Origin of the sequence: Streptomyces phyllanthi, assembly GCF_009377205.1 — a bacterium.
Lineage (GTDB): Bacteria > Actinomycetota > Actinomycetes > Streptomycetales > Streptomycetaceae > Streptomyces > Streptomyces phyllanthi.
Genome location: NZ_VJZE01000016.1, coordinates 32,758 through 46,559, shown reverse-complemented (window position 1 = coordinate 46,559; position 13,802 = coordinate 32,758). Strand labels below are relative to the sequence as shown.

At 69.5% G+C, this 13,802-nt stretch carries 13 protein-coding genes and 1 pseudogene; 2 read left to right on the top strand and 12 right to left on the bottom strand.

Annotated features, from left to right (window positions below; translation table 11 throughout):
• Positions 1-140: 140 nt before the first annotated feature.
• Positions 141-1,328, top strand: coding sequence for a transaldolase (gene tal, locus FNH04_RS04855; protein ID WP_152780655.1), 1,188 nt, complete (start codon positions 141-143; stop codon positions 1,326-1,328).
• Between the two features lie 83 nt (positions 1,329-1,411).
• Here tal and FNH04_RS04850 read toward each other — a convergent pair whose 3' ends face one another.
• The 10 genes from FNH04_RS04850 to FNH04_RS04805 all read right to left on the bottom strand — a co-directional run bounded on the left by FNH04_RS04850 (position 1,412) and on the right by FNH04_RS04805 (position 10,703).
• Complete coding sequence (locus FNH04_RS04850) at positions 1,412-2,152, bottom strand: FadR/GntR family transcriptional regulator (RefSeq protein ID WP_322722592.1); 741 nt, start codon at positions 2,150-2,152, stop codon at positions 1,412-1,414.
• 22 nt (positions 2,153-2,174) lie between these two features.
• Positions 2,175-3,221: a D-erythronate dehydrogenase gene (gene denD, locus FNH04_RS04845; protein ID WP_152780649.1), complete on the bottom strand. Its 1,047-nt coding sequence runs from the start codon at positions 3,219-3,221 to the stop codon at positions 2,175-2,177.
• Complete coding sequence (gene otnI, locus FNH04_RS04840) at positions 3,218-4,021, bottom strand: 2-oxo-tetronate isomerase (RefSeq protein ID WP_152780647.1); 804 nt, start codon at positions 4,019-4,021, stop codon at positions 3,218-3,220. The genes denD and otnI overlap by 4 nt, the downstream gene beginning before the upstream one ends.
• A gap of 33 nt (positions 4,022-4,054) precedes the next feature.
• On the bottom strand, positions 4,055-5,356 hold the full coding sequence (locus tag FNH04_RS04835) for an MFS transporter (protein ID WP_228031140.1): 1,302 nt from the start codon (positions 5,354-5,356) through the stop codon (positions 4,055-4,057).
• A 55-nt stretch (positions 5,357-5,411) separates the two neighbouring features.
• Positions 5,412-6,146, bottom strand: a complete 735-nt coding sequence (locus FNH04_RS04830; protein ID WP_152780644.1) for a class II aldolase/adducin family protein — start codon at positions 6,144-6,146, stop codon at positions 5,412-5,414.
• On the bottom strand, positions 6,143-7,423 hold the full coding sequence (gene otnK / locus FNH04_RS04825; RefSeq protein ID WP_152780642.1) for a 3-oxo-tetronate kinase: 1,281 nt from the start codon (positions 7,421-7,423) through the stop codon (positions 6,143-6,145). The genes FNH04_RS04830 and otnK overlap by 4 nt, the downstream gene beginning before the upstream one ends.
• Position 7,424: 1 nt before the next feature.
• Entirely contained in the window at positions 7,425-8,342 is a 918-nt protein-coding gene (ltnD, locus tag FNH04_RS04820; protein WP_152780640.1) for an L-threonate dehydrogenase, read from the bottom strand.
• Between the two features lie 230 nt (positions 8,343-8,572).
• A complete protein-coding gene (locus tag FNH04_RS04815) occupies positions 8,573-9,340 on the bottom strand; it encodes a hypothetical protein (protein WP_152780638.1) in 768 nt (255 codons plus the stop codon).
• Between the two features lie 253 nt (positions 9,341-9,593).
• A complete protein-coding gene (locus FNH04_RS04810; protein WP_152780636.1) occupies positions 9,594-10,388 on the bottom strand; it encodes an IclR family transcriptional regulator in 795 nt (264 codons plus the stop codon).
• Positions 10,389-10,433: 45 nt separating this feature from the next.
• Complete coding sequence (locus FNH04_RS04805; protein WP_228031139.1) at positions 10,434-10,703, bottom strand: hypothetical protein; 270 nt, start codon at positions 10,701-10,703, stop codon at positions 10,434-10,436.
• Between the two features lie 918 nt (positions 10,704-11,621).
• Here FNH04_RS04805 and FNH04_RS04795 point away from each other — a divergent pair.
• A pseudogene (locus tag FNH04_RS04795) lies at positions 11,622-11,945 on the top strand (WCX domain-containing protein); the annotation flags it as partial.
• A 43-nt stretch (positions 11,946-11,988) separates the two neighbouring features.
• On the opposite strand, the gene FNH04_RS04790 reads toward FNH04_RS04795, so the two are convergent.
• Together FNH04_RS04790 and purU are read right to left on the bottom strand one after the other, a co-directional pair.
• Positions 11,989-12,855, bottom strand: a complete 867-nt coding sequence (locus FNH04_RS04790; RefSeq protein ID WP_152780634.1) for a bifunctional methylenetetrahydrofolate dehydrogenase/methenyltetrahydrofolate cyclohydrolase — start codon at positions 12,853-12,855, stop codon at positions 11,989-11,991.
• A gap of 87 nt (positions 12,856-12,942) precedes the next feature.
• Positions 12,943-13,797 carry a formyltetrahydrofolate deformylase gene (purU, locus tag FNH04_RS04785; protein WP_152780632.1) on the bottom strand — a complete coding sequence of 285 codons (855 nt, stop codon included), beginning with the start codon at positions 13,795-13,797 and terminating at the stop codon, positions 12,943-12,945.
• Positions 13,798-13,802 lie beyond the last annotated feature (5 nt).

The window sequence follows — 13,802 nt, the reverse complement described above, 5'->3', positions numbered from 1 at the left end:
ACGTCGGGGACGCGGGCCGCATCGTCTCGCTGGAGCACTTCGGTGCCTCGGCCGACGGCAAGGTCCTCTTCCGCGAGTACGGCTTCACTCCCGAGAACGTGGCCGCCGTTGCTCGGGAATCCATCGCCGCCGCCCAGGAGTTGGCCCTCGCTGGAGAAACAGGAACCGCACCATCAACGAACGGCGCCCCCCTCAGGCGCCTCTCCGAGGAAGGCGTGGCGATCTGGCTGGACGACCTGTCGCGCAAGCGGATCACGTCCGGCAACCTCGCCGGGCTGATCGACCAGCAGCACGTCGTGGGCGTCACCACCAACCCGACGATCTTCCAGCAGGCGATCGGCGACGGTGGCGACTACGCCGATCAGCTCCACGACCTGGCGCTGCGCGGGGCGACGGTCGCCGAGGCGGTCCGCGTGATCACCGCGGCGGACGTGCGTGACGCGGCCGACATCCTGCGCCCGGCATTCGACGCCACCGGCGGCCGGGACGGGTGGGTCTCCATCGAGGTCGATCCTCGGTTCGCACACGGCACGGACGCGACGATCGCCGAGGCCAGGCATCTCTCCTGGTTGATCGACCGCCCCAACGTCATGATCAAGATCCCGGCCACCCGGGCGGGCCTGCCGGCCATCACCGAGGTCATCGGCATGGGCATCAGCGTGAACGTGACGCTGATCTTCTCGCTGGAGCGCTACCACGAGGTCATGGACGCCTACCTGGCCGGTCTGGAGAAGGCCAAGGAGCGCGGCCTGGACCTGTCGAAGATCCACTCGGTCGCCTCCTTCTTCGTCTCCCGCGTCGACACCGAGATCGACAGGCGGCTGGACGCCGTGGGCACCCAGGAGGCCAAGGCACTGCGCGGCAGGGCAGCCATCGCCAACGCACGCCTCGCCTACCAGGCTTACGAGGAGGTGTTCGGCTCTGCCGACAGTTCGACCCGGTCGTCCGACCGCTGGAGCGCACTGGAGCGCGAGGGCGCCAACAAGCAGCGACCGCTGTGGGCCTCCACAGGCGTGAAGGACCCGGCGTACGAGGACACGATGTACGTCACCGAGTTGGTCGCACCGGGCACCGTCAACACCATGCCGGAGACCACCCTGCAAGCCGTAGCCGACCACGGTGAGATCACCGGCGACACCATCGCCGGCACCTACGCGCGGGCCCGCGCCGACCTCGACGCCGTCGAGGAAATGGGCATCCCGTACGCCGCTGTCGCCGACGCCCTCCAGACGGAGGGCATCCGCAAGTTCCAGCAGTCCTGGGAGGCCCTGTTGAGCACCGTGCGTGGCGCGCGGTCACCTCGTGGCGACTCCCGGCTGAACGGGTGACCGTGTAGCGGCGGTGCCGGCCAGGCCCATGGACCTGGCCGGCACCGGTCTGTCGTCCACATCGGCGCAGGCGCGCCCGCGCGTCAGGGAGCGGTGTCGAGATCCACGTCGAGGTCCTCGGTCTCGGTCCAGAATCCGTCGTCCGCGTCCCGGAGCCGAGCGGCGGCGTGTTTCATGTGGCGGCGTGCGGCGGTGCGTGCCGCTCTGGCGTCGCCTGCCTCGATGGCGGTGAGGATGGCCTGGTGCTCTTCCCGGACCGCTTCGATGAAGTCGTTCCGGCGTGCCTCGTTCGCGCGCGTGACGCGGATACCGCTGCGCAGCACCTCGCCCAGGTACCGCACCGTCGAGACCATCACCGTGTTCCCGGTCGACTCGGCGATGGACCGGTGGAAGGCGAGATCCTCGTCCACGCCGTCGCCGTCGGCCGCGACCGCCGAGTCGATCGTGTCCAGGGCCTGACGCATCCGCGCGAGGTCGTGGGGTGTGGCCCGGGTGGCGGCGAGGTAGGCTGCCTCGCCCTCCATGGCGCGGCGTACCTCCACGATCTGCAGCACCTTTGACTTGGTGTCGGCGGCCTCGGCTTCGAGGTCGAGCGGGCGTGTGCGTCGCGGCAGGACGAACACGCCGATCCCCTGGCGCGGTTCGACCAGGCCCGCGTTGCGGAGCCTTGAGAGGGCCTCGCGCACGACGGTGCGACTGACACCCAGCTGCCTGACCAGCTCCACCTCGGTCGGCAGCCGGTCGCCCTCAGCCAGCCGCCCCGACTCGATCTCCGCCGAGAGCGTCGCGGCGACCTGGTCCGCGAGCCGGATGGGACCGCTCACCTTAGAAAACATGGTTTTCAGTCTATAGACCCGGGTCCGGCCGTCCCGCTGCGTGCGGTGAGCCGACCAGGATCGCGTCGGGGTGGTCGGCGAGGTAGTCCCGTACCACCGACGCGAAGCTCGGGTCGGGCTCCAGCCCGAGCGTGGCGGCCCGCGTGTTGTCGAAGACGGAGGGCCACGAGCCCACAACGGCCTCGATGTCACGATCGGGGGCAATCGTCACCAGGTCGGCCACGGCGTCGCCGGCCACCTGCCGCAGCGTGGCCAGCATCTCGGCGACCGAGACCGTGAGTGCCGGAAGGTTGACCGGAAGTCCGCCGTCGAGCCGGCCCCTTCCGGTGCCGCGCTCGGCTTCCGCGATGCGGAGGATCGCCTCGACCGTGCGCCGTGGCGAGGCCAGGGCCACCCGCAGGTCGGGACGCACGGGGCAGACCGCGGGGAGGCCCGCGAGCGGCTCGCGGATGATGCCGGACAGGAAGCCGGAGGCGGCCGCGTTCGGCCTGCCGGGCCGCACCGACACGGTCATCAGGCGGGCGACGCGTCCGTCGACGAAACCCCGGCGGGTGTAGTCCGCGACCAGCTGCTCGCAGACGAGTTTCTGGATCCCGTAGCTCGACCGGGGCGTGGGCAGGGTCGACTCGCTGACCACCGACGGGAGGGGCAGCGCCGGGTCCGGACCGTAGACCGCCACGCTGCTGGAGAACACCAGGCGCGGTGTCGGCCCGCCGGTGGCCGACTGCGCCCGGGCGGCTTCGAGGAGCGCGCGGGTGGTGTCCAGGTTGGCGCCCATGCCGAGGTCGAAGTCGGCCTCGCACTCGGCCGAGACGGCGGCGGCGAGGTGGATCAGCACGTCCACCGGCTCTGCGAACACCTCGGCGAGGCTCTCGATCAGGTCACCCCGCACGATCCGCACGAGGGGGTCGGCCGCCTCCGGTGCCCCGGACGGCACGAACCGGTCGGCGAGCACCAGACGATCGATCGGTGCACCGCGATACGTCCGCGTCCTGAGCAGGGTGCTGGTGATCTCGCGTCCCAGGAAGCCGAAACCACCTGTGATGACGATCCTCATGCGCTGTCTCCCCGGTAGTCGTTCAGCCAGCCGAGGCCCTCGCTGGTGCCGGCGCGTGGTCGGTACTCGCAGCCGATCCACCCGTCGAAGCCCAGGTCGTCGACGACTCCGAACAGGTGGCTCACGTCGATCTCGCCGCGGTCGGGCTCGTGGCGGTCGGGCACGCCCGCTATCTGCAGATGACCTACCCGGCCGGTCGGCAGGTCGCGGCGCAGGGTCGTGGTGAGGTCGCCTTCGACGATCTGGCAGTGGTAGAGGTCGAGTTGCACCTTGAGATTCGGGGCTCCCGCATCCTGCACGACCGCGTGGGCCGCTGCCTGCCGGGACAGGAAGTAGCCCGGCATGTCGCGGCCGTTGATCGGCTCGATCAGGATGTCGACGCCCACCGCGGCGGCTCGCTCGGCGGCCCAGACGAGGTTGGCCAGGTAGGTGTCGCGGTGCTCGGCCAGGTCCTTCTCCGTCGCGTCCGGCGGCACGAGCCCGGCCATCACGTGCAACCGCGGGCAGTCCAGTGCGGCGGCGTACTCCAGAGCCCGGGCGATCCCGGAGCGGGCCTCCGCCTCGCGGCCGGGCAGCGCCGCGATCCCCCGTTCTCCGGACTCCCACGCTCCGGGAGGTGCGTTGAAGAGCACCTGCCGGAGACCGTGGTCGTCGAGTCGGTGGCGCAGCTCCGTGGCGCTGTAGTCATAGGGGAAGAGGAATTCGACGGCGGTGAAGCCGTCCGCCGAGGCCGCTGCGAAGCGGTCGAGGAAGTCGTGCTCGGTGTACATCATGGACAGGTTCGCGGCGAACCTCGGCATGCTGGCTCCTGTGTGGGGACCGGGAAGACCCGGTCAGCGGTTGACGACCTGCTTGTCGGTGGTGAGCACCGCGGCGGCGCCGACGACGAGGCTGAGCGCGAGGACGTACATCGGGAGCGACGTCGAGCCGGTGGCGTCCTTCAGCGCGCCGATCATGTAGGGACTGACGAAGCCGGCGAGGTTGCCGACCGAGTTGATCGCGGCGAGGCCGACCGCGGCGGCGGTTCCGCCGAGGAACGCGGTGGGCAGCGACCAGAACAGCGGCGCGCAGGTCAGCACGCCTGCCGCGGCGAAGGACAGCGCGGCCAGGGACAGCGCGGTGGACCCGGCCCAGCCGGCCGCCAGCGAGAAGCCGACGGCGCCCATGAGGCTCGGCACGACCAGGTGCCAGCGGCGCTCACGGCGCTTGTCCGCCGAACGCCCGAACAGGTTCATCGTGACCAGTGCGGCCAGGAACGGCACGGCGCTGAGCACCCCGATCGCGAGGTTGCCCTCGATGCCGGTGGACTCGATGAACGTGGGCATCCAGAAGGTCAGGGCGTACTGGCCCATCACGAAGCAGAAGTAGATGAGGCACATCAGCCACACCTTCGGCTCGCGGACGGCGTCCCAGACCCGGCCGTGCACGGTCTGGTGCGCGGCGTCCTCGGCGATCGCCCGTTCGACGACGGCCTTCTCCTCATCGGTGAGCCACTTCGCGGCGCGCACGCTGTCGTCGAGGTAGAACAGGGTGGCCACACCGATCAGGAAGGCGGGTATCGCCTCCAGCAGGAACATCCACTGCCAGCCCTGCCAGCCGTTCACGCCCTGGAACCGGTCCATGATCCAGCCGGAGAGCGGGTTGCCGAAGATGCCGGCCACCGGGATCGCGGACATGAAGAGCGCGATCACACGGGCACGGCGGTGGGAGGGGAACCAGTAGGTGCAGTACAGGATCACCCCCGGGTAGAACCCCGCCTCGGCGGCACCGAGGAGGAACCTGAGGACGTAGAACATCGCCTCGTTCTGGACGAACATGAACGACGCCGAGACGATGCCCCAGCTGATCATGATCCGGGCGATCCAGGTGCGGGCGCCGACGCGCTGCAGCATCAGGTTCGAGGGGACCTCGAAGAGGAAGTAGCCGATGAAGAACAGGCCGGCGCCGAGGCCGTATGCCGCCTCGCTGAACCCGAGGTCGTCGGACATCTGCAGCTTGGCGAAGCCGACGTTGACCCGGTCCAGGTAGGAGACGACGTAGCAGAGGACTAGGAAGGGGACGATACGCCGTACGACCTTGCGGAAGACGGCGTTCTCACGGGCGACGTCGGGGGCATCGGACGCCGTTATGGACATGGGCATGGCGATCCTTTGTGCGGCTCAGGGGAATTCTCTGACAGGTGAGGAGCGGTCACCACGCGGCGTTGAACGTGGACCTCAGTTCATCGAGCGCGTGATCGGGGAGCGGCTCGGGGCGACGGTCGGTCAGGAGCCAGAGACGTGCCGTCTCCTCGAGTTCTTCGAGGACGGCGAGGGCGGTGGCCGCGTCGGGCCCCCAGACCACAGGGCCCAGCCGGTCGAGCAGCACGGCCCTGATGGGCGTACGGCCCGCCGCGTGCTCGGCGATCCGGGCGGTCACCAGATCGGCCACGCGCGGGTCGCCGGGCCGGTGGTAGGGGATGAGCGGGACGTGCCCGACCTTCATCGCGTAGTACGGCGTGATGGGCGGAAGCACGTCGTCGTGGCTCCACACGCCGGCCAGCGTGAGCGCGACCAGATGCGTGGAGTGGGTGTGGACGACGAACCGGGCCGTGGGGTCGGCGGAACAGATACGTCGATGGAGCGTCAGGGTCTTGCTGGCGCGGTCGCCCGCCGTCTGTTCACCACGGGCGTCGACCAGCGCGAGGCGGCCGGGTTCGAGGAATCCCAGCGCGGCGTCGGTGGGAGTGATCAGATGGCAGTCGCCGACCTTGGCGCTGATGTTGCCGGCGCTTGCGTGGACGTAGCCCCGGGCGAACAGGCTGGTGCCCACGCGGACGATCTCGTTGCGTGCCGCGTCGACGGCCTCGTCGTGCGTGACGGCCTCGTCGTGCGTGACGGCCTCGTCGTGCGCTGCCCCGGCGGTGATGCCCGTCCGTGGGGTCATGCGGCCTCCTCGTCCAGGAGGGCGAACGAGGAGGTGAAGAAGTCGGGACCGCCGAAGTTGCCGGACTTGAGCGTGATGTGGAGGGTGTCTCCGTCGGGAAGGGCCGCCGCGCACCACGGCACACCGGGGTCGATCTGCGGTCCGATCCTCAGCCCGGTGATGCCGAGCGCCTGGACGACCGCTCCCGAGGTCTCACCGCCCGCGACGACGAGCTGGCGGACACCACGTTCCACGAGCCCCTGTGCGACGCGGGCCAGCGTCCGCTCCACGAGCTCACCGGCCTCGGCGGCACCGAGCCGGCCCTGGACGGTGCGCACCGTGTCGGCCGACTCGGTGGAGTAGACGAGGACGGGTCCGTCGTCCAGGTGCGACTCGGCGAAGACCAGGGCCTGCCCGACCACGTCCTCACCGGCCGCCACGCGCAGCGGATCCACGCTGAACGCGGGTCGACCGCTGCGCAGGTACTGAAGGACCTGACGGTTGGTGGCGACGGAGACCGATCCCGAGACGATGGCCCGGTGGCCGCCGGGAGGCGGCAGCTGCGCGGCGGCGCGGGACGGCTTGAACCCCCAGTTCGCGGGCAGGCCGATCGCCAGGCCCGAGCCGGCGGTCACCAGCGGGAGCCCCTGGACCGCCGCGCCCAGGCGCAGGAGGTCGTCGTTGGAGACGGCGTCGACGACGGCGATCTGGAAGCCGTCCTCGCGCAGGGCGTCGATGCGGGCTCGGATCGCCGCGGCACCGTCGGCCACGACCGTGTGATCGATGAGGCCGACCTCGCGCGCGGTCTGCGCGCCGAGGACGGAGACCAGGTTGGAGTCGGTCATCGGGGTGAGCGGGTGGTGGCGCATGCCGCTGTCGCTGAGCAGTGTGTCGCCGACGAAGAGATGGCCCTTGAAGACCGTGCGCCCGTTGTCGGGGAACGCGGGCGTCGCGACGGTGAAGTCGGCACCCAGTGCGTCCATCAGCGCCTCGGTGACCGGCCCGATGTTGCCGGCCGGTGTCGAGTCGAAGGTGGAGCAGTACTTGAAATAGACCTGCTCGGTGCCCATGGAGCGCAACCAGGCGAGTGCTCGAAGGGACACCTCGACGGCTTCGGCGGCCGGGACGGTCCGCGACTTGAGGGCGATGACCACGGCGTCCGCGTCCATCGCCTGCCGGGAGCGGAGCGGTGGTACGTCGATCAGCTGGACGACGCGCATGCCGACGCGCACCAGGTTGTTGGCCAGGTCCGTGGCACCGGTGAAGTCGTCGGCGATGCACCCGAGGCGGATTCCCATGTCAGGCCTCCACCGGCTCGGGCAGCTCGATCCCCGGGAAGATCTTGATGACCGCGCTGTCGTCCTCGGCCCCCAGTCCGGACGCCGACGCCTGGAGGAACATCTGGTGGGCGGTGGCGGCGAGGGGGAGCGGGAACCGTTCCGGCCTGGCGGAGTCCAGCACGAGCCCCAGGTCCTTGACGAAGATGTCGACGGCGGAAAGGGGCGTGTAGTCGCCCGCGAGAACGTGCGCCATGCGGTTCTCGAACATCCACGAGTTGCCGGCGCTGTGCGTGATGACCTCGTAGAGCGCCTCGGCGGGAACCCCGGCCCTGATGCCGAGAGCCATCGCCTCGGCCGCCGCGGCGATGTGCACGCCCGCGAGCAGCTGGTTCACGATCTTCACCTTCGAGCCGAGTCCGGCGCGGTCTCCCAGGCGGTAGACGGTGCTGCTCATGGCCTCGAGCACCGGGTCGGCGACGGAGTACGCCTCGGCGGAACCCGACGTCATCATGGTGAGCTCACCGGCCGCCGCACGCGCGGCGCCACCGGAGATGGGAGCGTCCAGGTAGAGCACCCCCTTCTCGGCCAGGCGTCCCTCGCATGCTGCGGACCAGCCCGGGTCGACCGTGGAGCACATCACGAAGACAGCGCCCGGGCGGAGCCGGTCGGCCGCCCCGTCGGCACCGAACAGCACCGACTCGACCTGCTTCGCGTTGACCACCACGCTGACCAGGACGTCCACCGAGGCTGCCAGCTCGCCGCAGGAGTCGAACGCCGTCCCGCCGTCGCGGGCGAATGCCGCGGCCATGTCCGGCCGCAGGTCGTGGACCCCGACGTCGTAGCCGGCGGTCCGCAGGCTGCGGGCCATCCCGAGGCCCATGGCTCCTAGTCCCACCACGCCCACGCGCGGTCGTGCGGGTTTGTTCTGGTCGCTCATGCCCATCCTCGTGTTGCCGTGTCGTCCAGAGCGGTCGGCTCAACTTCTCCGGAGGAGATCAGGTCATATGATGACCTGAGGACATCGAATGGTGTGCTGTGATGTCCGTCACACGAGGGGAGTGGGTTGTTCTGCTGCGGTTCAGATGGTTCGTGCGTTGTGCAAGGGCCGGATCATCGAGGAGGGCGTGATGACGTGGTGTGGCCGTGCATCGCGTTGTGAGGCCCCGTTCACCCGGAGGTCGGGGCCTCCTCGGCCGCGTCGGTGGAGCGCAGCAGGCGCAGGAACGCCTTCACGCCCGCGATGATCTCCTGGTTGTCGGTGAGGCGGTTCACCGTGGACTCGAACTCCCTGCCCAGCGCGGCGATCCTGCGGTCGGCCTCCTCGGCCCGCTCGTACGTGCTCATGGCCAGTGCGTCGACGGTGCGGCGCAGTTCGGCGAGGGCTCGGTACTGTTCCCCCGCCTTCTCCTCCAGGACCCGCGTTCCGGCCTCGGCGCGGTTCAGCCGGGCGTGCAGCTCGACGACGTCGTCTCGCGGATACGTGACGTCCTTGAGGAGGGTGCCCAGGCGCCGCCGGAGCTGGCCGAAGTAGGCGCCGGCCGGACGGAAGAAGGTGCTCAGCAGGAAGAACGCGGCGAACCAGTAACCCGTGAACTCGCCCGTCGCCCAGGTGACTGCGAGGACGACCGCCGCCGTCAGGACGTGACCCGCGATCGCCGCCCGGAGCATCGTGCGGGCGATGCGCACGGCCTCGGCATCCCGGGCCGGGGAGACCTCCATGCCCTTCTCGCGGCTCACCGCGATCTCGGCGAGCACCGCATGCGCGCGGAAGTACAGGTTCCAGGGCAGCGTGAGCAGGAGCAGCAGCCACAGAAGGCTCAGCACGCCCGCCCCGGCGGCGAACACCACCGTGGGCGGTGCCCCCGCCACGTATGCCAGGACCAGTGCCGCGGCCGCAGCCACGACGGCTGCGACCGCCCCCAGAAACCTGCCCATGCCCCCGCCTCTCGTCCGCACCCCGACACGGCCCATCGTCCCCGTCCCGGGGCGGGTCGGCATGAGTAGGCGTACTCACGAGTGCGCGCGCCGTTCCTCGCCGCAGGGAGGCAATCCAAGCGCACATGGCCTTCCTGACCCCGCCACCGGTCCCTCCACCGAGCAAGGAATTCCGCGTTCCCCCCCCCGACGAGGAATGGCAGGAGTCCCTCGGCGGCAGGGGTGTCTCTTCGCCACCCGCGCGTGGGGTCTCTCAGTCAGCCGCCGCATCCTGCCAGTACCCCTCGGTCAGGCGGTCGATGATCGTCTGCATCCGTTGGAGGGCTTCCGGGATCCGGTCCCGACTGAAGCGGTATCGGGGGCCGTTGAGGGTCAGGATGGCGACCAGGTTCCCGGATGTGTCGCGGACGGGACGGGACAGGGAGAGCAGTTCTTCCTCGAGTTCGTTGTCGATGATCCCGAAGCCCTGCTCACGGATCTGCTCGAGTTCCTTCAGGAGGGCCGTGCGGTCGGTGATGGTGCGCGATGCGTAGGCCTCGAGGTTCTCGGGCAGCAGGGTCAGCACCCTCTCCGTGGGCATCTCGGCGAGCAGTATCTTGCCGGTGGAACTGGCGTGCAACGGCCAGCGCTGCCCGATCATGTGCTGGGCTCTGATGCCGACCACTCGGGATCCGGTGGCCTCGACGACCAGGTCGAGTCCGCCGTTGGAGTCCGGCACCGACAGGGACACCGTTTCGTTGAACCTGTCCGACAGTTCCTGGAGCAGTGGCTGCGCCCGGGCTACCAGACCCGCGTACGGGTCCGCATGGCGGCCCAGCCGCGCGAGCTCCCAGCCGAGGACGTAGTTGTTGTCGACGCGGTCGACGAAGCCGTTCTTCTCCAGGGTGTACAGCAGGCGAAACGCGGTGGGGCGTGAGATGCCGGCGGCCTTGGCCAGAGTGCTGACTGTGGCACCGGTCCTGGGCTGGGTGGCCAGTTCGCGGAGCAGCCCCATGGCCTTGGTCACCGACTTGTTGCCCAGGTCCGGCGCTGCGGATACCTCGCTCATGCCGCCCCCTCTTCGTCGCTACGAGACGCTGCTGCGGCGCACGGCTCAACCTTGCGTCGGGTCATTGATCGGGAACTGGGCGGCGTCGCGCATGGCGGCGTCCGGGGAACCGCCGTAGACGTCGTGGTAGCCGACGGTGTCGGCGAAGAACAGGCCGTCGAACCTGGCCTCTTCGAGCATCTTGGCCGTGTCGGTCCAGTACGACACGTCGGTGTAGCGGAAGCCCTGGTCGGCGGCGTCGCGCCAGGAGCCCGCGGTCAGATGGGCGGGGGCGAAGACGTCGAACGCGAAGATCTTCAGGGGCTGGTTGCTCATGCTGTCCTCCCGGAGCAGAGGCATGGAGTTGTCCCACGGCTCCCGTACTGAACCGCGAGGTCTCTATGGCGTTCATTATCCGAACGTTATGTTCGTATTCTGAGTGCTGGTGGTCGGTGTCAAGAGAGGCCGCGAAGCGATTCCCCGTACGCGCGCCCGCCTGCCCCGGCGCACCTCCCCGTCCGGCCGACATCTGAAATGCTTAGTTCAGGGCACATTTCACGGCCGTGGGCCGACTTCCGGCGGCACTTGAGGTTCAGCGCTCTCATCCTGTGGGCGCCCTTGACCCGGCGGTCGGCTCGTACGAGCTGTCGATTGACCTCTGGACCACGCTTGACCGCAAAGCGAACACCGCGTTTGACTTACGGAGAGATCATCCGGGCTGAGCAGTCCGTCCAGGACTCGGCGACGAGCCCGGGGCAGCTCCGGTGGCGCTCAGAACATGGCGAAGCCAGGGCCACCTGTCCGTCGAAGCGGGCCACGAACCGGGCGCGCACTCACCGGTAGGCATCGTGCCCCCAGTTCAGCCGCAGTCTTCGCCGCTCGGTCTCCGCGTGGAAGGTGTGCCTCGACGAAGCCCGTGATGCAGTGCCACAGGCCCGCGTCGTGTCCGCGGTCTCGCTCATAGTGATCCCTCAGTCCTCGCCCGGGGGTCCTGGGGGCGAGGCACCCGGGGCGTCGGCGACGGCATGGCCGACCGTCTTTGTCGCCGTCGCCGGACGGGGCGCGTCGGCCAAAGGTGACACGGGGCTACACCCGGTGCGGGGCGGAGGTCTCGCTCAGGCACGAACCCGGTGCCGATGCCGCGGATCTCGGTGGGGAAGATCTCGCCGAGGTAGACATCGGTCAGGGCCATGTACATGGCGTTGGCGAAGGCGAAGACAAGGAAGCAGGTCAGCACCACGGCGCCCGGCGCCCCGGGTCTCGCGGGAACGCTGTGCGCAGTTCCTCTCCGGCGACCATATCGCCGTACTGGTACGGGTGAACCCTGAGCGGCGGGAGAACCTGCTGGGCACCGTAGCGGCCGTCCGCGCCGCAGAACCCGACGCAGACGGCTGGCTGCGGCTGGAGGTGACGTTCCAGGATCTGCGACACGCCGAGTGGGCGCTGTGGCAGCTCAGCACGGACGCGGAAGCCTTGGCCCCGGCCTCACTGCGCACTGCCCGTCGTAACCGCGCCGCCGCGATTGCCACCCGCTACGAGGCCACGGTCCTTGACGCGGCCATCGACGAGTCGCTGTGACCAACGTCCCCGGACAGCACACCTAGACGCACCTGGACGTCACCTAGACGCTCTCGGCGGCGGCCTGGCGTTCCGCGGCCTCGACGATGTTCGTGATCAGCATGGCGCGGGTCATCGGTCCCACGCCGCCGACCGGGGGAGCGAGGGTGCCGGCCACCCGGCCGACGTCGGGGTGGACGTCGCCGAGGATGCCCTCCACGGTCCGGGTGAGCCCGACGGACAACACCGTTGCGCCGGGCTTGATCCAGTCGGGTTGGACGAGGTGCGCCACACCGGCCGCGGCGACGACGACATCCGCGGCACGCGTGTGGGCGGCGACGTCGCGGGTGGCCTCATGGCAGAGGGTGACGGTGGCGTGTTCCGTGCGCCGGGTGAGCATCAGACCGAGCGGCCGACCGACGGTCACGCCGCAGCCGATCACGCAGAACTGGGCGCCGGTGATGGGGACATGGTGGCGTCGCAGCAGATCGAGAATGCCACGAGGAGTGCAGGGCAGAGGCGCGGGGATGCCCAGAACGAGGCGGCCGAGATTGGTCGGATGCAGCCCGTCGGCGTCCTTGGCCGGGTCGACGAGCTCCAGCACGGCGTGCATGTCGAGATGCTGGGGCAGGGGCAGCTGCACGATGAAGCCGGTACACGCCGGATCGGCGTTGAGCCGCAGGACGGCGGCCTCGACATCGGCCTGAGTGGCGGTGGCCGGCAGATCGACGCGCAGCGAGGCGATGCCGACCTCGGCGCAGTCCCGGTGCTTGCCGCCCACGTACGAGTGGCTGGCCGGGTCGTCGCCGACGAGGATCGTGCCCAGTCCGGGGACGATGCCGCGCTCGCGCAGTGCGGAGACGCGTCCGGTGAGTTCACGCTTGATGTCTGCGGCGGCTGCGGAGCCGGAGAGTACGGTCGCGGTGGACAAGGTGCACACGTTCCGTTTCGGTAGGGGCCTGGAAAGCTGTCTCTGCTCGGCTGAGCCGTCGTAGCGCAAAGCCGCTGGCGCGCCGGATCAGCTGAAGATGACCGTCCTGTTGCCGTGCAGCAGGATGCGGTTCTGGCAGTGCCAGTTGACCGCCCGGGCGAGGGCGGTGCGTTCGGCGTCCCGGCCGACGAGGACGAGCTGGGCCGCGGAGAGCCGGTGGTCGACGCGGATGACCTCCTGCTCGATGATCGGTCCTTCGTCCAGGTCGGCCGTGACGTAGTGCGCCGTCGCGCCGACGTGCTTCACACCGCGCTGGTAGGCCTGGTGGTAGGGCTTGGCGCCCACGAAGCTCGGCAGGAACGAGTGGTGGATGTTGATCGCGCGGCCTTCGAGGGTCTTGCACAGGTCGTCGGAGAGGATCTGCATGTAGCGGGCCAGCACCACGAGGTCGATGTCGTACTGGTCCACGAGTTCCAGCAGACGCGCTTCGGACCGCGGCTTGGTCGCGGCGGTGACCGGGACGTGTTCGAACGGGATGCCGGCCGCGTCCGCCATGGGCCGCAGATCGGCGTGGTTGGAGACGATGAGTGCGATGTCGGCGTCGAGCGTGCCGCTCCGCCAGCGGTAGAGCAGGTCCGCCAGGCAGTGGTCGAACTTCGACACCATCACGAGGACGCGGGACTTCACCGACGCGTCCCGCAGCTCCCACTGCATTCCATAGGTGTCCGCGATCGCCGCGAAGTCCTCTTTCAGGCCGCCGAGCACGATCGTCTCATCGGTGGTCCTGAACCCGGTGCGCAGGAAGACGCGTCCGTGGTCGGGGTCGTCGAACTGCTGGTGCTCGGTGATGTCGCAGCTGTGCCGGACGAGGAAGCTCGTCACGGCGTTGACGATGCCGGGGCGCTCGGGGCAGCTCAGGGTCAATACGAACTGGGTGCTCATGGCTG